This is a genomic window from Bacillus sp. 2205SS5-2, assembly GCF_037024155.1.
GTDB lineage: Bacteria > Bacillota > Bacilli > Bacillales > Bacillaceae_K > Bacillus_CI.
The window spans coordinates 135350-156646 of the sequence record NZ_JAYKTS010000003.1; the positions used below are offsets into that span (position 1 = coordinate 135350).

General features: G+C 38.8%; 26 protein-coding genes and 1 pseudogene. 18 read left to right on the forward strand and 9 right to left on the reverse strand.

Features of this window, described 5'->3' with window-relative positions; genetic code table 11:
• The first annotated feature begins 16 nt into the window (after nt 1–16).
• Nucleotides 17–802: a carbon-nitrogen family hydrolase gene (locus U8D43_RS03090; protein ID WP_335869508.1), complete on the forward strand. Its 786-nt coding sequence runs from the start codon at nt 17–19 to the stop codon at nt 800–802.
• 296 nt (nt 803–1098) lie between these two features.
• On the opposite strand, the gene U8D43_RS03095 is transcribed toward U8D43_RS03090, so the two are convergent.
• Complete coding sequence (locus U8D43_RS03095) at nt 1099–2412, reverse strand: serine hydrolase (protein ID WP_335869509.1); 1314 nt, start codon at nt 2410–2412, stop codon at nt 1099–1101.
• A 224-nt stretch (nt 2413–2636) separates the two neighbouring features.
• On the opposite strand from U8D43_RS03095, the gene U8D43_RS03100 reads away from it, so the two are divergent.
• From U8D43_RS03100 to U8D43_RS03120, 5 genes are all read left to right on the forward strand, one after another.
• The gene (locus tag U8D43_RS03100; RefSeq protein WP_335869510.1) at nt 2637–3284 is read left to right on the forward strand and encodes a hypothetical protein; all 648 of its coding nucleotides are present in this window, start codon (nt 2637–2639) and stop codon (nt 3282–3284) included.
• A gap of 382 nt (nt 3285–3666) precedes the next feature.
• On the forward strand, nt 3667–4212 hold the full coding sequence (locus U8D43_RS03105; protein ID WP_335869511.1) for a sigma-70 family RNA polymerase sigma factor: 546 nt from the start codon (nt 3667–3669) through the stop codon (nt 4210–4212).
• Nucleotides 4212–4643, forward strand: a complete 432-nt coding sequence (locus U8D43_RS03110; protein WP_335869512.1) for an anti-sigma factor family protein — start codon at nt 4212–4214, stop codon at nt 4641–4643. Before U8D43_RS03105 ends, U8D43_RS03110 begins: the two co-directional genes overlap by 1 nt.
• Nucleotide 4644: 1 nt before the next feature.
• Nucleotides 4645–5724 (forward strand): hypothetical protein, encoded by a 1080-nt coding sequence (locus U8D43_RS03115; protein WP_335869513.1) that lies wholly within the window; start codon nt 4645–4647, stop codon nt 5722–5724.
• On the forward strand, nt 5721–6662 hold the full coding sequence (locus U8D43_RS03120) for a hypothetical protein (protein WP_335869514.1): 942 nt from the start codon (nt 5721–5723) through the stop codon (nt 6660–6662). Before U8D43_RS03115 ends, U8D43_RS03120 begins: the two co-directional genes overlap by 4 nt.
• Nucleotides 6663–7316: 654 nt before the next feature.
• Here the strand turns inward: U8D43_RS03120 and U8D43_RS03125 are convergent.
• Nucleotides 7317–8399 (reverse strand): D-alanyl-D-alanine carboxypeptidase family protein, encoded by a 1083-nt coding sequence (locus tag U8D43_RS03125; RefSeq protein ID WP_335869515.1) that lies wholly within the window; start codon nt 8397–8399, stop codon nt 7317–7319.
• 284 nt (nt 8400–8683) lie between these two features.
• On the opposite strand from U8D43_RS03125, the gene U8D43_RS03130 reads away from it, so the two are divergent.
• The 6 genes from U8D43_RS03130 to U8D43_RS03155 all read left to right on the forward strand — a co-directional run bounded on the left by U8D43_RS03130 (nt 8684) and on the right by U8D43_RS03155 (nt 11707).
• Complete coding sequence (locus U8D43_RS03130) at nt 8684–8899, forward strand: DUF4397 domain-containing protein (RefSeq protein ID WP_335869516.1); 216 nt, start codon at nt 8684–8686, stop codon at nt 8897–8899.
• 25 nt (nt 8900–8924) lie between these two features.
• Entirely contained in the window at nt 8925–9197 is a 273-nt protein-coding gene (locus tag U8D43_RS03135; RefSeq protein WP_335869517.1) for a DUF4397 domain-containing protein, read from the forward strand.
• A 32-nt stretch (nt 9198–9229) separates the two neighbouring features.
• A complete protein-coding gene (locus tag U8D43_RS03140; protein ID WP_335869518.1) occupies nt 9230–9478 on the forward strand; it encodes a hypothetical protein in 249 nt (82 codons plus the stop codon).
• A 14-nt stretch (nt 9479–9492) separates the two neighbouring features.
• A complete protein-coding gene (locus tag U8D43_RS03145; RefSeq protein ID WP_335869519.1) occupies nt 9493–10041 on the forward strand; it encodes a class F sortase in 549 nt (182 codons plus the stop codon).
• Between the two features lie 242 nt (nt 10042–10283).
• Nucleotides 10284–10616, forward strand: coding sequence for a hypothetical protein (locus U8D43_RS03150; RefSeq protein ID WP_335869520.1), 333 nt, complete (start codon nt 10284–10286; stop codon nt 10614–10616).
• Between the two features lie 11 nt (nt 10617–10627).
• A complete protein-coding gene (locus tag U8D43_RS03155) occupies nt 10628–11707 on the forward strand; it encodes a threonine aldolase family protein (protein ID WP_335869521.1) in 1080 nt (359 codons plus the stop codon).
• A 196-nt stretch (nt 11708–11903) separates the two neighbouring features.
• Here the strand turns inward: U8D43_RS03155 and U8D43_RS03160 are convergent, their stop codons facing one another.
• From U8D43_RS03160 to U8D43_RS03185, 7 genes and pseudogenes are all read right to left on the reverse strand, one after another.
• On the reverse strand, nt 11904–12041 hold the full coding sequence (locus U8D43_RS03160; RefSeq protein ID WP_335869522.1) for a hypothetical protein: 138 nt from the start codon (nt 12039–12041) through the stop codon (nt 11904–11906).
• Complete coding sequence (locus tag U8D43_RS03165; RefSeq protein ID WP_335869524.1) at nt 11992–12159, reverse strand: hypothetical protein; 168 nt, start codon at nt 12157–12159, stop codon at nt 11992–11994. The genes U8D43_RS03160 and U8D43_RS03165 overlap by 50 nt, the downstream gene beginning before the upstream one ends.
• Nucleotides 12110–12277, reverse strand: a complete 168-nt coding sequence (locus U8D43_RS03170; RefSeq protein ID WP_335869525.1) for a hypothetical protein — start codon at nt 12275–12277, stop codon at nt 12110–12112. Before U8D43_RS03170 ends, U8D43_RS03165 begins: the two co-directional genes overlap by 50 nt.
• Before the next feature lie 54 nt (nt 12278–12331).
• Complete coding sequence (locus U8D43_RS03175; protein ID WP_335869526.1) at nt 12332–12538, reverse strand: hypothetical protein; 207 nt, start codon at nt 12536–12538, stop codon at nt 12332–12334.
• Nucleotides 12539–12579: 41 nt separating this feature from the next.
• Complete coding sequence (locus U8D43_RS20880) at nt 12580–12906, reverse strand: helix-turn-helix transcriptional regulator (protein WP_442893548.1); 327 nt, start codon at nt 12904–12906, stop codon at nt 12580–12582.
• A 42-nt stretch (nt 12907–12948) separates the two neighbouring features.
• A pseudogene (locus tag U8D43_RS20885) lies at nt 12949–13125 on the reverse strand (WYL domain-containing protein); the annotation flags it as partial.
• Nucleotides 13076–13477, reverse strand: coding sequence for a helix-turn-helix transcriptional regulator (locus tag U8D43_RS03185; protein ID WP_335869616.1), 402 nt, complete (start codon nt 13475–13477; stop codon nt 13076–13078). The pseudogene U8D43_RS20885 and the gene U8D43_RS03185, both read right to left, overlap by 50 nt.
• A 593-nt stretch (nt 13478–14070) precedes the next feature.
• Here U8D43_RS03185 and U8D43_RS03190 point away from each other — a divergent pair.
• The 6 genes from U8D43_RS03190 (at nt 14071) to U8D43_RS03215 (ending at nt 21297) form a co-directional block, all read left to right on the forward strand.
• Nucleotides 14071–15078, forward strand: coding sequence for a LacI family DNA-binding transcriptional regulator (locus U8D43_RS03190; protein ID WP_335869527.1), 1008 nt, complete (start codon nt 14071–14073; stop codon nt 15076–15078).
• A 292-nt stretch (nt 15079–15370) separates the two neighbouring features.
• Entirely contained in the window at nt 15371–16705 is a 1335-nt protein-coding gene (locus tag U8D43_RS03195) for an ABC transporter substrate-binding protein (protein WP_335869528.1), read from the forward strand.
• Nucleotides 16706–16792: 87 nt separating this feature from the next.
• On the forward strand, nt 16793–17695 hold the full coding sequence (locus U8D43_RS03200) for a carbohydrate ABC transporter permease (RefSeq protein ID WP_335869529.1): 903 nt from the start codon (nt 16793–16795) through the stop codon (nt 17693–17695).
• Nucleotides 17696–17697: 2 nt separating this feature from the next.
• The gene (locus tag U8D43_RS03205) at nt 17698–18528 is read left to right on the forward strand and encodes a carbohydrate ABC transporter permease (RefSeq protein ID WP_335869530.1); all 831 of its coding nucleotides are present in this window, start codon (nt 17698–17700) and stop codon (nt 18526–18528) included.
• 13 nt (nt 18529–18541) lie between these two features.
• A complete protein-coding gene (locus U8D43_RS03210) occupies nt 18542–19876 on the forward strand; it encodes a GH1 family beta-glucosidase (protein WP_335869531.1) in 1335 nt (444 codons plus the stop codon).
• A gap of 80 nt (nt 19877–19956) precedes the next feature.
• Nucleotides 19957–21297 (forward strand): glycoside hydrolase family 30 protein, encoded by a 1341-nt coding sequence (locus tag U8D43_RS03215; protein WP_335869532.1) that lies wholly within the window; start codon nt 19957–19959, stop codon nt 21295–21297.

A 21297-nucleotide genomic window follows, 5' to 3' on the forward strand; every position in this document is an offset into this window, starting at 1 on the left:
TGGAAGGGAGTCTGAGATGACCATGAGAATAACTTGTTTACAAATAGATGTAGCCTTCGGAGATCCTGAAATCAATTTTACAAGAGTAAAGTCAGAGTTTCAGCGGCTATTTCAAACCCAAAAACCGGATGTGGTGGTGTTGCCAGAGTTATGGAGTACTGGGTATGATTTATCTCGTCTAGATGAAATTGCTGACGATGAGGGACAGAAAACACAAGCTTTTTTGTCGACCTTAGCTAAAAAATATCATACTAATATTGTATCAGGTTCTATTGCAAAAAAAAGTGGCAATGAGACCTTCAATACGATGTATGTTTTCGATCGTAACGGGTTGTGCCAAGGTGAATATAGTAAAACACATTTATTTCAGCTGATGAATGAGCATTTATATTTATCACCAGGTCAACACAAAGGTGATTTTACGATTGAAGGACAGGCTTGTGCAGGGTTTATCTGTTATGATCTCCGTTTTCCGGAATGGATACGAAAGCATACGGTTAGTGGAGCAGAGGTTTTGTTTATTGTAGCGGAATGGCCTTTGGTGAGATTGGCACATTGGCGCACATTATTAATAAGTAGAGCCATTGAAAATCAATGTTATGTCGTTGCTTGTAATCGAACCGGAACAGATCCGAAAAATAAATTTGCTGGACACTCCATGATAGTGGACCCATGGGGAGAGGTTGTAGTAGAAGCGGGAACTGAGCCAATACAAATGAGTGGGGACATTCATTTAGGAAAAGTGAGTGAGGCGAGAAAGAAAATTCCATTATTCCAAGATCGACGACCAGAGCTTTATTAAAGACTGGATTCGGAAAGGAAACTGCTTTATGGAGAGAGGAGTAATTATTGTTTTTAAGCACGAACTGTTGTGATTTACGCACAACTTTCCGAGGTTTATGCACGACTAAAGGTCAAACGTGCACGACTTTTTGGAAATATGCACAAGTATTGATTGGTGCACAAGCTATTGCGAATTATGATCCACTTTTCAGATATACGGGCCACCCCATCACATTCCTGTAAACTTGACTCAAAAAAATCTCGATAATAAAAAACCTATTCCAAATGAATAATTTGGAATAGGTTTCACTGAGATCAAAATAGTTTTTTGAAAAAATCACCAATTGCTTGCGAAGTGAGAACAAACCAATTGGATTTTTCAACCGCCTCTTCGGCAAACACGTCGATGGTGTACTTTTCAAAGAGTGGTTTATCTACCCATTCATATTCTTGTGGATTTTCAATCAGTAGTTCCCCGATTTTTTCTCCTTTTTCAACGGGTGCTTGAAGTTTTCCGTCTTCATCGAGCTTGGATTCATCCATAATAAGCGTGAGATTCACGTTTTCTTTTTGCGACTTGTTCATTTTTAGCTGAATCGTATCATTTGCAGTAAAAGAAAGGCTTTCTTTTTCCCCATCTGCAACTTCAATCGTCCGAGGTAGGTCTTGGTCGTAATCTGCTAAGGAGAAGTCCACCAATCCAAATGAGTTGTAACCAAAATCCAATAACATTCCAGTTTGGATAAAGCGCTCTCCGCTACTCGGTTGATTTTGAGCGTCTTTTGAATTCATGATGACCGTAATATACCTGGTTCCGTCTCTCTCAGCCGTACCCGTAAAGGTTGAGCCGGCGAATGGAGTTGTTCCCGTTTTTAATCCATCGATCCCTGCGTATTCATACTTACGTCCCTGTAACATGGCATTAGTGTTTTTCATGACTAGTTCTTCGCTTGTACCTTCACGAAAGGTTTCAGAAGAAAGGTTTGCGGTCTGTAATAATTCAGGATAATCATTGAGTAAATGATAGGCAAGCGTAGCCGTATCTTGAGCTGAGAGCAGATTTTCGTCATTGAATCCAGTTCCTTCAGGGTGTAAGCCGAACATGTCGTAGTTACTAAGTCCGGTAGAATTAACAAACTGATAGTGCTCTAATCCAAGTTCAGCTGCTTTTCTATTCATCAAACGGACGAATTCGCCTTCGGAACCTGCCACAATTTCGGCTAAGGCGATACTTGCTCCGTTAGCTGACTTAATGACCATTGCTTCATATAGTTCTTTAACCGAGTAAGCCTCATTCTCTCGCAGTGGAACGTTACTTAAACCCGGTGCATTGGCTAAAGCGTAAACTTTGTCACTTACTGTATATGGCTGCTCCCATGTGATTTTTCCACTAGCAATGGCTTCTAATACTAAGTATTCTGTCATCATTTTGGTCATACTGGCAATGCCAAGTGGTTGATCTTCGTTTTGTTTATATAAAATTTCCCCCGAATCAGCGTCTACTAATATGGCTGCATCGGCATTAATATTTAAGTCAGTACTTGCCTTTATTGTAAGTGGGAGCTGAGATAGAAGAATCAGGCTGGTCAGAAAAAGGATACTAGTTTGTTTAACAAAATGTTTTGTCAACATATTCCCTCCATATAGATGTAATTTCACAACTGTGTCATTCTACCACAAAATCAATAGAGTTTCTTAGACTTTTATAGCAGACAGAACCAGAATCTTCTCATATGCACTAGCTCCATGCAATGAATCATCAAAAAAAGCATCTATTTTCACAGCTTTTCGTATGATAGGATAAGAATACCTGTAATGACATAATTAGGTTTAATCTAGAGGGGGTAGACAGAATGGAATGGGTATATAGTATTCTCTATATCTTCTATGTACTATTATTTATAGGCGTCTTTATTCAAGTTATCTATTATCGTTATCAGCTAAGAAGTTCCGTTTACTTAACGAAGCAAGCTATCTTCCCAATGGAACAGGCACAATATGAGACAATAAGGATAGCCCCAGAATGGAATGCGATGCAGCCCTTCACCTCAACGTCAAAGCGCTACAAATGGATCAATATCATTACTTTATTGATTCTCGCCTTTGTAGGTTTCCTAGGCTATTTCGTTTTTATCGATCAAGCCATTCAAGAACAATTTATCCTGGTCATTTATTTGCTAGCTAGCGTACCTGGTTGGATGAAACAACCTGGGAATATTTATATAGTAAAAAAAGGGGTCATTCTACATGGCCTATTCTATCGCTGGTCAGAAGTAAAGTCCTATGAAGTAGAAAAAGTGGTAAAGTGGCATAGTCTTTATGGCTATCATGAAAAAGTGAATAACGGCTACCTCTTAAAAGTACGGATAAAGAGAAAATGGCTTCAGCCTGAAGCTGTCGTGTTTTCCGATAAAAAACGATTGGATGAAGCACTAAGTTATTTTCATCAGCAAGAGATAGTTAAGAAGATAAAAGAGGAGAAAAAAGTACGAAACTATTAGTCTATAGAGACAGAGTAAGAAGAATCCTAGGGGAGAGCGAGGAATTCGTTTTCTGCCCTGGGTTTTTATGTTTTTTTAAGGGGAATATTTTATTATGCTAAATACATGTCTATTTTTAAAAGGCTGTTTTCGAAAAGTTTGTTGCTTTTCAAACCAGTCTATAAATGGTGATATGACGTTGTTTCGGGTTATTTTTACGTCTATTGTTGATGGAAATCAACAATGAAGTGGAGGGTTCAATCCAAAATTAGCCGAAAGAGCCATAATGAATACGAAAGAGCCTTTGATAATCACGGAATAAAAAAGAATTTCAAAAAAAGTGTAGGGGTCAAAAAATTGTCATCGTCTATTCCTATGACAGCGAGAGAAGGGGGGAGAGTTTGTGGAATCGTTGATTGAAAGAGCTCAAAACGGCAGTGAACATGCTTTTCGTATCTTAATAGAAACCTATAAAGAGCAGGTGTTTCGAAGTGTTTACGGCGTTCTTCGCAATCAAAAGGATGCCGAGGATGCTTCTCAGGATGTGTGGATCAAGGTTTACGCGGCTCTCCCTCAGTATCAGCATCAAGGGTTTAAAACCTGGATAACGCGAATCGCGATTAATCATTCTATAGATTGTAAACGAAAGAGAAGTAGGAGTGGTGAAGAGCTAGTCGGTGAATTCCCCAATCCATTAGAATTTAGCCGTCCAAGTAGGAGTCATAACGTTGAAAGCATATTGCTTCAGAAAGAACAAAAACAACTCGTTATCAAAAAGCTTGAAGAAGCTCCAGTTGGGTATCGAGATGTGTTAGAAGGCTTCTACATACAAGAAAAGACGTATCAACAGCTAGCCCATGAACAAAATGTCGCTGTAAAAACAATTGAAACAAAGCTGTATCGAGCTCGGTTGTGGATGAGAAAGCACTGGGAGGAGGAGGATTTTTGATGAAGCATTATTCAGAGGAAGAATGGCAATTGTATGTTCAGGATGTGCTAAGCGAGGAAGACCGACGTGAATATGAACAGCATCTCTATCATTGTGATGAGTGCATGGCCTCCTATTTGCTTGGACTCGAATGGATTCAAGAGGATCTTCCTTCGATCGGAGAAGTGAAAGGTTATACGGATGAACTGATGGGGAAAATCCCCTATCAACGTACTTTGGAGCACCCGCAGCGGAAAAGGGGAAATAAAGAAAAAGTATTCCACTATATGATAGCGATGGTGATGACCTTTTTGTTGATGGCGTCAGGCGTGTTTACCGAACTAATCAAGATTAGCTCACAATTTGGAAATAAGGAAAACTCCTCATTTACGACCAATGTATTAAATAAAACGGGATCCTTAATGGATCAATTAGAACAGGAGGAAGAGTAATATGGTGAAGCAAAAGAATCCAATCATCGCCTTTTTATTAGCCTTTATACCAGGTGCAGGGTTGATGTATTTAGGAAAGATTTTTAAAGGAATATTGTTTTTCCTAGCTGTTATGGGGTCGATTCCACTTGCTATTGTTATGATGGGCCTATTCTGGTCAGAACCGGCAGCTTTTGCATCGATAGCTGGAGGAGGAATTATCTATCTTATTAGCATTGTCAATACGGCCCTCACAGCTTCTGGAATAGTGAAAAAAGATATGGGAACAGAGCGTCATTCGTCAGTTACTTCAGAACGATTCTACACGATTATTTTATCCCTGATGCCTGGACTAGGCCATTTTCAAATGGGTCTAATGAACCGAGGGGTAACCTTCTTGGCCTCTTTTCTCGGAGTGGCAGCGATGATTCTGTTTGTAACAGCGATCACCGGAGAACGAGAATTTATTGTCTTTTTAATCATTCTTCCTGTCATCTGGGTATACAATTTTTTTGACGCGATGCAACTTCTCAACAAGAAGGAAGCTGGGGAACCAATTCAAGACAGGTCTATACTCGAAGATTTTGAAGCTCATCATGAGGGCGGGAAAAAGAGCAAAGCATTGGCAACGTTATTGTCGATGTTTCCAGGAGCGGGTCAGCTGTATTTAGGCTACCAACGAAGAGGAGTACAATTGATGGCAGCCTTCTTATTTTCCATCTATATACTTGATGTTCTTCGGTTAGGGATCTTCCTCTTTTTAATTCCGATTATTTGGTTTTATAGCTTTTTTGATGGATTGCAACGGGCTTCTAAGCATAGCAAGGAACCCATGGAGGATGAACCGATTGTTTCTTATTTCATCAATCATCAAAAATGGATAGGAATCGGACTTGTCTCTCTCGGAGTGTACTACTTATTCACTAATATGCTGGTTCCGATTTTGGCACCGATCGTATCTCAATATTTAGAAGTGGATCTATATAGCTGGGTTTATACCTATTTACAAACGGGGATTGTATGTGTGCTATTAATTGGTGGTGGCATCAAGCTTTTGTCAGGAAGTAAGAAGAAAGGTAGTAAAGAGGGGGTGGCAGAGTGAGAGTATGGCGAGTTGGAACCGTATCGATGGGCGCATCGCTAGTGTTTTTAGGGATAAGCCTATCCCTTTCTCAGATTTTCAAATGGGATGTCGCTTACATTTTAGTGAGCTGGTGGCCAGTGTTACTAATTGTATTAGGAATAGAAATTCTACTCTACTTATTTTTGGCACGATCAGAAAAGCCGAGGTTAAAATATGATTTTCTTAGCATCCTTTTTGTGGCTATTCTTGGAATGGTAGGGATCGGTTTCACCACCTTTCAGGCAACGGGTTTTTTAGATCAGGCTCAACTCTTTTTTAAAGAAGAAGTGACTACGGCGACTCTTCCTGCTTACAGTCAGGATCTCAAAAATGAAATTAATAGAGTTGTCATTTCAACCGGAAATCATCCAATTACGATTGAAAACTCTACGGCGACTGATGTCAGTATTTTTGGCACGTACCGTTCGCAGATGGTGGAGGAGGAACCTCTGCTGAGGGAGGTTGATGATTATTTGCTGATAAAGGTAATTGGCGATACAATGTATGTTTCCTTTAAAGAGTTACCTCAGCGACATAAGTGGATCAATGAACGAGGAAATATAGAAGCAACGGTCGTCATTCCTTCAAGAGTGGCGATGGAGTTGGACAGTGAATACGGTGAGGTCACCTTGAAGCCCAGAAGACTATTAAGCTCTTGGAATGTCTCTGATTCTTCGAATGTAGCACTCCAGCTTTCCGATACAGAGGATTTGACTATCTCTCTGCAAAATGTCGATAGAATTCAAGCTGATGAGCTGCAATGGAGCGATTCCAAAGCGGAAAATGCCAACATCAACGGAGAAGAGTCACTCAACCATCAAGATGATGGGCTGTCGACAAGTGCCCAACTTGGAAGTGGTAAATATTCTATTTCAATTGCCAACGCCGGCTCCGTAACAGCAATGGTGAGAAAATAGGTATATCTCATTGGAAATAATCTTAAGAGAGTGTATCATTATCTCAGGATAATAAAAAACATAGAGCAGAAAAATCTTCTTCTGCTCTATGTTTTTTACTGTCTTAATTTCAGTGGCTAAGTTAAAAAACTCTGTTGATTTCCCCAAACGCTCCTTTTAGTCTTAATTATATAGAGAAAGTATAATTTCTTTTCTAGGAATCTTGGTTTTTGTAAGTTCATCTATAAAGGCTCTTTTCGCATACTTTGTGGCTCTAGCGTATAAAAACGGATGGAAACCCATTTTTCTTTCCTTATTCCGAGTTAAAAATAAGGCGAAAAGATGTTCGAAATCATTCTTCATCACAAAATAGGGACTAATTCGAAAAGCCACAATCTTTGCGAAAACAGCCTAATAAAATAATAATAGTAATTATTTGAACTTAACCTTTGTGCTTATTCTAACTATTTCAAAGGGACCCTCAGATAATCCTATTGAAGCTAGATCATTTTAGCAAAGTATGTTGTTTTTCGTGCCATTCTATAAACTTTGAAGTTCCAGGTTTCGAGTCCTCAATTCGTAATTAGTTGATTAGAATATTTGAAAATAAATGGTTATTCAAGAATGTAGGTTTCATAGCAAAAATGTATACAAAACGACCTTGCAGAATCCACGTTATTGAAAGAAATCTTCCTGTTTCTTCAACGGCGCTGTGATATAAAATAAATGCTTGAGCTTCTTTTCATGTACTTGGATCAAGGTTTTTTGAACGTGGAAATTTTGTTTTTCAACAATAGTAATGAACGCATGATTTGCATCCATTTTTTGAGAAACAGAAATAGAATCGAATCCATAGTTCAAGAGTTTAGTTGCTTGTCGAAATCGTTCATGACTATTAGAATAACCTACACTGTCTTTCGAATTTAAAATTACAGTAATAAATCGTATGCCATTTCGCTCGGCAGTTCCGGTAAATGTAGGTCCTGCGAACGATGTGGTACCGGTTTTTAAGCCATCCATTCCTTCATAAGCATAAATTCTTCCCTCGAGCATCGCATTCGTATTTTTCATCCAAAAGGCGTCTTCTGTCCCCTCTCGAAAGATCTTCCAAGGAATGCTTGCAGTCTCTAATACTTCATGGAAGTCTCTTAGCAGGTGAAAGGCTAATGTTGCTGTATCCCGTGCAGAAAGAAGATTTTCATCTTGGGGGTCTGTTCCAGCTGGGTGCAAGCCTAACATATCGTCATTCCCTAACCCTGATGCATTAATAAATTGATAATGTTCTAGTCCGAGCTGCTTTGCTTTGTCATTCATTTGTTTGACGAAATTCCCTTCTGTACCTGCGGCGATTTCTGCTAAAGCAATAGCGGCTCCATTCGCCGATTTAATCGCCATGGCATCAAATAATTCTCTTACTGTATAACGCGTATATTGGCGAAGAGGAACATTGCTTAGCCCTCCAGCGTTGGCGATTGTATACACTTTTTCACTTATCATATAGGTTTGATTCCACGTGGTTTTACCTGTATGAATAGCCTCTAAGACCAGGTATTCTGTCATGATTTTCGTCATGCTGGCAATGCCCAGTGGTTGATCTTCGTTTTGAGCGTAGATAATTTGGCCAGAGCTGGCATTAATCAAAATGGCTGCGTCAGCATGGATGGTCATATTGGTGCTGGCTTGTGAGAGGTGTGGCACGGTAAGTGAAGATAATGAGTAGAGAAGGAAAAAACAAATCATTTGTTTTATGAATTTCATATAGAAGTTCTTCCTCCTTGTCGAGTAGTTGGAAATTCCCTTTCTCTGCAGTCCAAAGTCATTCTTGAAAAGAAATAGATTCAGAATATAGAATAGTAATGTCGTTTGGATAAGCTTTATTCAGAAAGTTTATTGCTCCTATTTAGAAAAAGTATTTTTTTGAGTTAAAGAGGGTTCAAAATAGAAAGAAATAATGTAACCGAAAACAGTCATTGATAAAGTGAATTCTTTCAATGTGCTCATTGAAGACCATTTGAGTTGAAAATCATAATCAAAAAAAAGAAATGAAAAAGTTTTTTTCGATTTTTGTCATGTTGGTTATGATGATGTCTCTTGCAGATGGTCCATTTGCTGAAGAGAATGACGCAATGGTACGAATTGTCCATGCTTCACCAGATGCGCCTGCAGTTGATGTTTACGTGAATGGAGATACAGTGGTAGAAGGAGCTGCTTTTAAAGCGGCAACTGATTATATGAGTCTAACCAGCAGGAGAACATAAGGTAGAAATTTATGCGACAGGGACGATGGGAAGCACTGATCCGGTTATTTCGGAAAAGCTAAAAGTGAAATCGGGAATGGCTTATACGATTGTGGCGGCCAATCTAGTAGAAAATTTAGAGTTAGCTGTTGTTGGAGATTCTATGAAGGCAATGGATGGTAAGACAAAGGTACGAGTTGGTCACCTGTTACCAGATGCACCAACTGTTGATGTTGGCTTAGTCGATGGAGAGTCTCTTCTTTGTGGTGCTAGCTTTGAAGCGATAATAGATTGTATGGAGTTCAATCCTGGAACATAGGATTTAGAAATTCGCACACCAGAAGGGCAAAAGTGTTGGATTTATCTGGAACGATGTTAAAAGGAAATACTGTGTATAGTGTGAATGCTATTAACACAGTAGATTCATTAGAAGTTCTTATGTTACAAGATTATAAGATTATGCCCGAAAATATGCCTGGAACCGGGATGGGTGGAGCAACGGAAGAACCAGCCTCGTTCTTCCCATTTGGAATTGTGAGCCTATTAGTTATAGGGGGAGCGGTTCTAGTCATTACTCAAAATAAATTAGCCGAACAATGAAAAGAGTATTGTTGGTGGGTCTTTTAGGTGCTTGCTCAGCATCAGGTGCTGTGCCTCAAGTGGTTCAAGAGCCGTTTCCCAAATCGCTTGAGACAGTGAGTGAAGTTAATGAAGCGGACTTAACTTTATTAATCGAAGAGGATTTGAGCGCGATTATCCCTACGAAGCTACCTATCCCCGAATTTGATATTGAAGCACCTATCAAAGCATTCGGATTAGACAGTAAGGGAAATATGGAGCTTCCGGAAAATGGAGTTGATGTCACCTGGTTTCAGCCAGGATACAAACCGGGTGAAAAAGGAAATGCTGTTTTAGCTGGACATGTTGACGACGAAAAGATGTCAGCCATTTTTTTAGACTTTAAGAACGAGAGGAAGGATGAAGAAGCAGTAACGTTTATTGTTCGTGAAAAGATAGCCTATGATAAGGACCGTGGACCAATGCAAAGAATTTTTGGTCCAAATCAAGCAGATCAACTCAACTTGATTAGCTGCACTGGTTATTTCGGGCGGGTAATAAACAATTATGTGGAGCGCTTAGTGGTTTATACTGAGCTAAAATAATGACTTCAAAAAAGGTCCCGTTTGGGACCTTTTTTCGGTATGCTAGTAGTATAGAGAAAAGCAAAAGGGATTTCACCAATCATTTCATTATCATCGCTACAAATCGATGCCCTATCATGCACTTGGCCAGCTTTTCTCGCAATATCAACTAAACAAAGATGATCGAGTGGTTGATTTTGGCTGTGGTAAGGGTAGGTAGAGTTTTTACCTGAATCATCTATTTGATTGTGAAGGAGTAGGGGGTGAAATGGATTCATTTTTTGCGGTGGAGCACTAAAAAACCTAGACCATTTTCGCGAGAGGCTCTTTTGGCATACTTTATGACTCTAGCATATAAAAACGGATGGAAACACACTTTTCTTTCCTCATTTCGAGTTAAAAATAATGCGAAAAGATGCCCGAAACATAGCAATATCTTAAATGATAAACTGATACGAAAAGCAACAAAATTTGCGAAAACAGCCTTAAATAATCACCCATCCTTTGAATTAATAGAGGAATTCCGATTATCAGAAAGTTATGAAAAATATCAGTGTGAACGCTTTTTAATCTATCAACTCGCTTTTAAGCGATAAGGAGAGAAAAAATGAATTCATTAATCGAAGCATATAAAGAAACAAAGTATCAGATCAGCGGACATGGGAAACGAAATTTGGATGTATTAAAAAAATCGATTGAGAGCATACCTAGTGAGCAAGAAAGTGACATATATGGATCAGGAAAAATCATCGAAGACTTTGAAGAGAAGTTGGCTCATCACCTCGGGAAAGAGAGTGCCGTCTTCTTCCCGAGTGGGACAATGGCCCAGCAAATTGCCTTACGGATCTGGTGTGATGAGAAGGGTGCTGCCAAGGTTGCTTATCACCCTTATTGTCATATGGAAATACATGAAGAAGAAGGGTTAAAAGAACTTCACAACATCGAAGCGGTTTTACTTGCAGACAAGGAGCGCTTGATTGATTTAGAGGATGTGGAACGAATGGATTCGGATGTTTCTTGCTTATTGTTAGAATTACCGCAAAGGGAAATGGGCGGATATCTACCAGACTACGAAGTCCTAGAAGCTATTTCAAGTTATTGTCGCGAAAATGGAATCAAGCTACATTTAGACGGAGCTAGACTTTTTGAAGTTGTTCCTCATTATGGTAAATCCGCTGCTGAGATTTGTGGATTATTCGATAGTGTGTATGTCTCCTTTTACAAGGGAATTGGGGGGCTGGCTGGGGCAATACTTGCTGGAGGTGAAGAATTTATTAGTGAGTCAAAGATTTGGAAACGTCGACATGGTGGCGATTTAATAAGTCTCTACCCCTACATTGTGAGTGCGGATTATTATTTTGATCAACGAATCGAGAAAATGGAACGTTATTATGAGGATGCCAAGGAATTAGCTGCATTATTCAATAGCTGTACAGGTGTATTTACCAAACCAGCTATCCCGGTTTCGAATATGTTTCATGTTCATTTTCAAGCTTCAAAAGAAAAACTTGAGGAACTATTTATGGAGATCTATGAAGCAACAGGTATCGGGTTTACTTCGTACTTGCTAGATGTGAAAGAAGGCGAGGTATTCTATGAAGTCAGTATCGGTGATCTGTTCGGGAAGATACCAAAAGAGGAGGTGGCTCTGGCGATAAAAATACTGAGGGAGAGAATGAGTTGTTAATTAATCTATTCTAAAAATGATCATTGATTAAGGGGACTTTCTTTCTTTTAGGCTCTATTCGTATACATTGTGGCTTTTTCATCTGATTTTTGATTAAATCCTCCATTTCGCTGTTGATTTTCATCAAAAACAGACGGATCCAACTGCAGTGGCTAGGGACTCAGGTCAAATGTCAGTCCCCTCCGTGAAGCAGGCTTCACTGCGTGTACTGCCAGATGCCTGCCGTCCCTGGGGCAGCCACTTCCGCTTTTCGTGATCCAGCTACAGTGGCTTGCGGCTCGGGGTCAAATGAATAACTCTCCAGCGATGCAGGCATCACCTCCGAGTTCTTCATTTGCCTGACGCCGCAGGACAGCCACTTCCGCTTTTCGTGATCCAGCTACAGTGGCTTGCGGCTCGGGGTCAAATGAATAACTCTCCAGCGATGCAGGCATCACCTCCGAGTTCTTCATTTGCCTGACGCCGCAGGACAGCCACTTCCTCATTTCGTGATCCAGCTACAGTGGCTTGCGGCTCGGGGTCAAATGAATAACTCTCCAGCGATGCAGGCATCACCTCCGAGTTCTTCATTTGCCTGACGCCGCAGGACAGCCACTTCCGCATTTCGTGATCCAGCTGCAGTGGCTAGCAGCTATGGGACAAATAACATCCAACTCCAAAGGTCAGGACCTTCTCCGTTGGATAACATTTGCCCGCCGCTGCTGGGCGAGCCACTTCCGCTTTTCGTATATGATGTCCGAAGCCATTCTTCATCACGATAGGAGGACTAATTCGAAAAGCCATAATCTCTGGGAAAACAGCCTTTATTTTAATCAATCGAGTCGATTTCATAAATATATTCACTAGCCATTAAATAGGTATCATGAGATTGATTAATATATTTCAAAGATTCTTTTTGCCATGTCTTTTAACTTATTCCGGATATGTTGCGGTTTTAGCACCTCCACATGATCTCCCAAGCTAAGAAGCAGGCGATAGATCCAGCCATCTTCGGGAAATGTTTCCGTTATGTATATCCAACCATCCTCCTCAAAAACCATCCCTTCAAATTCAAAGTAATTTTCAAGTTGATTTAAGGCATGCTGTGTAAACTTTAATGTTAGAGTAACGAAATCTCGGTTTGTGTAAGGTTGATATTGATACTCTTTCACTTCTACGTTTGAGAAAAGTTCACTCTCTAAAACAGTTAGTTTGAACATTCTACCTAATTTAAATAAGCGGAAATCCTTTCGTAGCTGACAAAATCCATACACATACCATTGATTGACCTTTAATATCAGTGAATAAGGTTCCAAGTTTCTTGAAGAGAGATTTCCATTTATATCAAGATATTCGAAAGATAAAATTTTTTCCAAATCAATAGAATTTTTAACGGTAGACAATTTTTTTTGTTCGTTTTGAAGTGGGACCCCACCCACTGAAGTCAAATTGAACAGAGGAAGGGGAAGTCGATAAGGGGGTGGACCGCATGACTGAAAATTTTTCAATAAGCATTTTTACTTGAGTATCATCATAAGCGGAATACACTCCATACAATGAGGTCATCAGGAGCTTATGTTCAATTTCATTTAGAAAGTGGCTTGTCAGTTTATAGCCCTCTACCAAGCCATAGCCACCGTGAGCACCTTTATAGAATATCACCGGGATTCCCGCGATATTGATCGAATCAATATCGCGTTGGATGGTTCGAACTGAAACTTCAAACTCCTCAGCCAGTTGTTTGGCCGTTACTCTTTTATTGTTTAATAATTTGATGACAATCCTAATAATCTGTCAATTTTCATATAGTACTGTTCCCCTTGTTCCTTTGATAAGGCTCTTTTCATATGGCTGTTTTCGTAAAGATTATTGTTTTTCGAATAGTTTATTATGATTGAAATAAAAAAAAACTAGATAGCCGATGCTTTAATTTAACCTTGCGATAGGAAAGAAATAGAAAATACAGCCTTATCATAACAAAAAAAGATAGCGCAAAATCCATACCCTAGGTCAGATCGAAAACAGTAACTTGAAGTAAGAAGGAGAAAACATGCTCAAATCGTTATAGCTAATGGTTAGTTTGGGTAATCATAGCCACTTTTTGCATCATTCTAGACAGAGTTCTGATCATCTTTCCTCATTATTTGCAGGGTAATCTAGCAATAAAGTCTGTTTCCGGTTGATAACTACAAATAATATGAAAATAGCTTAGGTATAAAGAAAAACCACCTGACTTTGTAAAACATGAAATATACTAGAGAGAAAATATACATTGAAGTCTGAAAGTTCACAATTTAGCCCAAAAAAGGGTTTGCAAATTACATAAATAGAGAATATAATAAATTACGAAAGCGCTTTCGATTTATGGATGGAGTGAAAAACCAATGGTTACAATTTACGATATCGCAAAGAAAACTGGTTTTTCAGTTACGACTGTTTCAAAAGCGATTAATAACTATTCCGATGTTAGTGAAAAAACGAAAAAGTTGATTTTAGAAGCTGTAGAGGAAATGAAATACTTTCCGAACTCGTCGGCTAGAACTTTAACAACGAAAAAATCATGGACTATTGGAGTTATTTTTGTCGAGTCACTTGGAATAGGGATTAAACATCCGTTTTTTAATGAAGTGATCGAGAGTTTTAAACAGTCTGTCGAGGTATTTGATTACGATTTACTTTTTGCTTCACGAAATCTGCCGAAACATAACAAAAGTTATTTAGATCACTTTCGTTATCGTGGTGTAGATGGGGTAGTGGTCGTATGTTCTAATGTAGAAGATAAACAAGTGCAAGAGTTAATGAAAGATGCGATTCCGAGCGTGGTTATTGACTTAAATAGCCAAACATCAAGTGTGGTATTTTCTGACAATGTTACTGGTAGTCAACTTGCCGTTGATTATTTATACTCATTGGGGCATAGAAAAATTGCTCATATTGCAGGACATGAAAAAACATTTGCAGGTCAACAACGATTAAAAGGTTATATTGAAAGTATGAAAAGTTTGTCGTTAGATGTTCAAGAAGAGTATATAGTGAATGGAGATTATTTCTCACAAGAGGGCGGATATCGGGCCATGAAGAAGCTTTTGAAGCTTGAATCTCGACCGACAGCCATTTACGCATCGAGTGATAGCATAGCCATAGGGGCAATTGAGGCGATTAAAGATATAGGCCTTGATGTTCCACACGATTTCTCGATCATAGGTTTTGATGATATTGCTCTTGCTCAGCATGTGAGCCCTTCTTTAACCACAATTAAGCAACAAACCGATATTATCGGTCAAAAAGCAGCCGATCTTCTTCTCCAACAGATTAATCAAAAGGAGAAAGTGATCGAACAAATTCAAGTACCAGTTAAACTTATGGTGAGAAATAGCTGTAAAAGAATTTAACTTCTAATAAAGCTATTTTTTATTCCAAAGCGAAACCGGTTCAGAAAAATGAGTTTCTTCTCTTTTTTACATAAATTTCACAAATCAATCAGTAGATGTAGTGATTGATTTGTGAATTATATTGAAAATCTATGTTTAACCTGCTTGTTACGGTAAAAATAGGGAAGCGTTATAAGTTAATTAGCTGCTTTTTTTAACCAAAAACGAAACCGCTTTCGAATTAATAGATTTGGTAATTCAGGTGGCTAGCTAGCATCTATTACAATAAAGAAAACATAATGGGGGTATTAAGATGAAACGATGGATTCATATGCTTTTAGCTCTTACATTAATGGCAGGAATTATTGCTGGGTGTTCTTCAAGTAATGAAGCAAACTCAGACGGAGGTAAAAAAGATAGCAAAGTATTAAAGGTTTGGTCCTTTACAGATGAACTACAAAAAGGTGCAATTAAAACATTTGAAGATAAGCATGATGTGAAGGTGGAACTAACCATTGTTCCTATCGCTGATTATCCAACAAAAATCAAGCCCGTTCTTGAAAGTGGCGTTGGAGCACCAGACGTATTCACCGGAGAAGTTGCTTTCTTAAAACAGTGGACAGAGCGAGATTACTGGGAAAACTTATCTGAAGAGCCTTACAACGTAGATGAATGGGAAGAGGATTATATCCCATATGTATATGATTTAGGGAAAGATTCAGAAGGAAATGTTAAAGCATTATCTTGGCAGACAACTCCAGGTGGAATTTTCTATCGCCGTAGTATTGCTAAAGACGTGTTAGGTACAGATGATCCTACTGAAATTGGAAATATGATGAGCACGTGGGATGGACTGTTTGAAGTCGGAGAAAAGTTAAAACAAGAAGGAGTTCGCTTATTTCCTGATGAAGGAGCTATTCGCTGGTTCGCAAGAGGGGTAGATTCTACACCATGGGTGGACGAGAACAAAGAATTAGTCATGACTCAAGCAAAATTAGATTATTTCGATCAAGCAAAACAACTTCGTGATAAAGATTATACAGCATTTGCACCAGAATGGTCACCATCTTGGTTCGCTTCTATGAACGGTGAGATTGCCTATAACGGCGGATGGGAAGAAGTAAAAGAAGATTCTGGAGACAAAACAGAAGTATTCTCTTATGCTCTACCAACATGGGGATTGCATAGTGTTCTTAAACCAAGTGGAGAAGATACTGCTGGTGATTGGGCTGTTACATCTGGACCAAATCCGTATTTCTGGGGTGGTACATGGTTAGGGATTTACAAAGGATCGGATAAAAAAGATTTAGCGTTTGAATTCGTTAAAATGATGACACATGATGAAGAATTCTTAACGGACTGGGCGAACGAAACAGGAGACGTATTATCATATCTTCCTGTAACTTCAAAGATTAAAGATGATTTCAATGAAGATTTCTTGGGTGGACAAAATAACTATACATTCTTCTTAGAGCAAGCAAAAGCAATTGATGCAAAGGCTGTAACCAAATATGATCAAGAAATTGATACATTATTAGGCGCACATGTAAGCGAATATGTGGATGGCAAAAAGACGAAAGATGAAGCGATTCAAGATTTCTATAAAGCTGTTAAGAACGCCTATCCAGATATCAAAACACCTAAATAAAAAAGAGTGTGAAACAGTAAATGAGGATAGATTTGTTTTTAAGGTCTATCCTCATTTATTTCAGTAATGAGAAAGAGGGAATATATTATGAAAAACATCAATTACAAAGGTTATTTCTTTGTAGCACCATTCTTTTTAATCTTCCTCGTCTTTAACATTTACCCTGTTCTCCTAACTTTTTATTATACCTTCACACATTATGAAGGATATGGGAGTCCAGAATTTATTGGTCTAGAAAACTATATCCGAATATTTTCTGATACATATTTTTATGAAGCATTTTTTAACACCTTAAAAATTTGGGGATTAAACTTCACGTTACAGCTTGGGATCGCGCTACTACTGGCAGCTTTGTTCTCGGATTTACGCTTTAGAATGAAGGGGTTAGGATTTTTTCGAGCGATATTTTACTTACCGAATTTAATTACCATTAGCTCGGTTGCAATTTTATTTAATATTATGCTTGATTGGCAATACGGATCGATTAATCAATTTTTATTGAAATTAGGAATTATTGGCGAGCCAATTAACTGGCTAAATGAACCGATTACTGCACAAGTTTCGGTAGCCCTAATCTTAACTTGGATGTGGTTTGGTTATACGTTTATCGTGTTAATGGCCGGGGTGTCAGGTATTTCAAAGGAATACTACGAAGCTGCTTTGATCGATGGCGCAAACCGTTGGCAAACGTTTACACAAATTACATTACCTTTATTAAAACCAATTATGCTTTATGTGTTAATTACGTCTTTAATTGGTGGTTTGCAGTTATTTGACTTACCAATGCTGATTACAGATGGTTTAGGAGAACCTGAAGGCGCATTAAACACGTTGGTGTTGTATTTATACAACCAAGCATTCCGTTACAATAATTATGGCTACGCAGCGACGATTGCTTACGCGCTATTCTTGATTACTGTAATATTCTCAGCCATTACATTCAAATCCATGTACCGCGATGTAAAAGCGACGAAGAATCGGGGTAAATAATGATGAATTCCAAAAAGAACTTTAAAAAAATAATCATTTATACATTATTAATTGTGCTAGCGGTGATCAGCATCATTCCATTCTATATGATGATAATCAATGCAACGAGAGATAATAAAGATATTATTATGGGTTTTAGCTTTCTTCCAGGCAGCAGTCTTGTTGAAAACTACAAAACGATGATGGATTATGTGAACATCTGGATTGGATTTAAAAATAGTTTGATTGTTTCAGTTTCGGTCACCATTTTAAGTGGCTATTTCTCGGCCTTAACTGCTTATGGATTTGCGGTATACGATTTTAAAGGGAAAAAATATTTATTCCTCTTTATGCTATTAATGATGATGGTTCCAGGGCAGTTAGGATTAATCGGGTTTTATGAATTAAACAAAGTACTAGGTACTCTTGATACGTATATCCCATTAATTGTTCCAGCAATTGCAAGTCCATTTGTCGTGTTCTTCTTACGACAATATTTAGCTACGACTCTTCATCCATCACTATTAGAGGCAGCTAGAATGGATGGGGCTGGGGAGCTTAAAATTTTTCATACGGTTGCATTGCCAATTATGATGCCAGCAGTAGCAACAATGTCAATCTTCACTTTTATTGGATCTTGGAATAACTATATTGTTCCATTAGTGGTGTTGTTCTCACCAGAAAAATACACACTTCCAGTTTTAATGGGATTCTTAAGAGGCTCTCAAGTAGCTCAAAACTTAGGTTCCTTGTATTTAGGGATTGCGATATCGGTTGTGCCAATTATGGTCGCATTCTTGTTCTTCTCTAAGTACATTATTAGCAGTATTTCAGCAGGATCTATTAAAGGATAATGAGGTGTAAGATATGAAACATTTTTCACGAAATTTTATTTTTGGAACAGCCACGTCATCATATCAAATAGAAGGAGCAACAACAGCTGATGGTCGTACCCCTTCTATTTGGGACACTTTCTCAAAAACTCCGGGGAAAGTGTTAAACGGAGACACGGGGGATGTCGCTTGTGATCATTACAATCGAGTGGAAGAAGACATTGAGATCATCAAACGTCTCGGTGTAGATTCGTATCGATTTTCAATTGCGTGGCCACGTGTTTTTCCAAAACAAGGACAGTACAATCCAGAAGGTATGGAATTTTATAAAAAATTAGCTTCAGGTCTACTAGAAGCTGGAATTAAGCCTTTCGTCACTATCTATCACTGGGATTTGCCGCAATGGGCCGATGATCAAGGTGGTTGGGTAAACCGCGCTTCGGTCGATTGGTTTATGGAATTTGCTAAAAAATGTTTTGAAGAGTTAGATGAGTATGTTTCGATGTGGATCACTCATAATGAACCTTGGTGTGCAGCGTTACTTGGATACCATCAAGGCGAGCATGCTCCAGGGCACCGCAATATGGATGAAGCCGTTCGCGCGTCTCATCACATTCTTCTCTCACACGGAAAGGCCGTTCAATTCTATAAAGAAACGATTCAAGCGACAAAACCGATTGGCATCACACTTAACCTTTCACCAATCTATGCTGCTAGTGATAGTGCGAATGATCTGTTAGCTGCAAATAACTTTGATGGATATTTGAATCGCTGGTTTTTAGATCCAATCTTTAAAGGTCACTATCCAATGGATATGATGAACTTGTACTCCAAGTACGTTCATTCCTATGACTTTATCCATGCTGGAGATTTAGACGTAATTTCTACACCAATCGATTTCTTTGGTATTAATTATTATAATCGTGCCCTAATAGAATATTCAGCTGCAGAAGATTTCTTATTCACGTCAGCTTACTCAGATTATGAAAAGTCTGGAATGGGGTGGGATATAGCACCAACCGAGTTTAAAGAATTAATTCATCGACTTCGAAAAGAATATACTAGTCTACCAATTTACATTACAGAAAACGGTGCAGCTTATGACGATGTACTAGAAGAAGATGGTCGTGTTCATGATGCTAAAAGAGTAGACTATATTGAAAAACATTTGTCTGCTGTTGCTCAATTGAATGAAGAGCGTATGAATATTGCTGGTTATTATCTGTGGTCGATGCTGGATAATTTTGAATGGGCATTTGGTTATGAGAAGCGATTTGGCATTACGTATGTAGATTTTAAAACACAAGAAAGATATTTAAAGGATAGTGCAATAAGATATGCAGAGATTATCAAAAATCGTTCCATATAAGCAATATGACAAGGAAAACGAAACCGATTTAGAAAAACCGTAGCTTTGAGATGAGAATGATAATAGGATGTGTATAGACTATGTCAAAAATAACCATGATTCTTACAGCAAAAGATACTGAAGATCGCTTAACAGAGAAAGAGCATCTAGTTTTTTCAGAAAACAAACAAAGAAATCCAGTAGATATTGTCGTATCTCTAGATGAAACCTATCAAACGATGGTTGGATTTGGAGGTGCCTTCACAGAGGCTGCAGCATATACACTTGCCCAAATGCCTAAAGAAAAACGCCAAGAAGCGATTGAGAGCTATTTTGACGAAAAGAAAGGTTTAGGGTACAACATAGGTCGAGTTCATATTCATAGCTGTGATTTTGCTCTAGAAAATTACACGTACGTGGAAGAGAATGATCAAGAACTAGCTACGTTTGATATTGCAAGAGACCATCAATGGGTGATTCCAATGATTAAGGATGCAATGAAGGCAAAAGGGGGAAGTATTCCGTTATTAGCTTCTCCTTGGAGCCCTCCTGCTTGGATGAAGTCGAACCAGGAAATGAATAATGGTGGAAAACTGCTTCCAGAGTTCAGAGATACATGGGCTTCTTATTATACGGAATTTATTAAAGCCTACCAGAAGGAAGACCTCGACATTTGGGGGATTTCGGTCCAAAACGAACCAGCAGCCGTTCAAGTGTGGGATTCGTGTATTTATACCGCCGAAGAAGAACGTGATTTTGTGAAAAATCATTTAGGGCCGATTATGCACGAAGCGGACTTATCGGATGTAAATATCATTATTTGGGACCATAACCGCGACTTGATTGTTGAGCGAGCTTCTACCGTTCTAGAGGACCCAGAGGCAGCGAAATATGTTTGGGGAACAGGTCTACACTGGTATGTGAGTGAAGAATTCGAGAATGTAGGCGAAGTTCATCATCGCTTCCCGGATAAACACTTATTATTTACCGAGGGCTGTCAAGAAGGTGGTGTAAAGCTAGGCGAGTGGTTTACAGGGGAACGTTATGGTCGAAATATGATCGGTGATCTCAATAATTGGGTAGAGGGTTACTTGGATTGGAACTTGGTTCTAAATGAAGAAGGCGGTCCGAATCATGTCGGCAACCTATGTGATGCCCCAATTATTGCCGATACGAAAACAAAGGAATTACACTATAATAGTTCCTTTTATTATATCGGCCACTTCAGCAAATATATTCGACCGGGTGCGGTACGGGTGAAAATTGAAAATAGTAGTGAGTGCATACAGACAACAGGATTCTTAAATGAAGATGGATCAGTTGTCGTCGTAGCGATGAACGAAAGTGACCAAGCAACTGCTTTTACGATGGGATATATGGAAGATGTATGTGAAACGGATTTACCTCCGCATTCAATCGCGACTTTTATTTTCACTAAATAA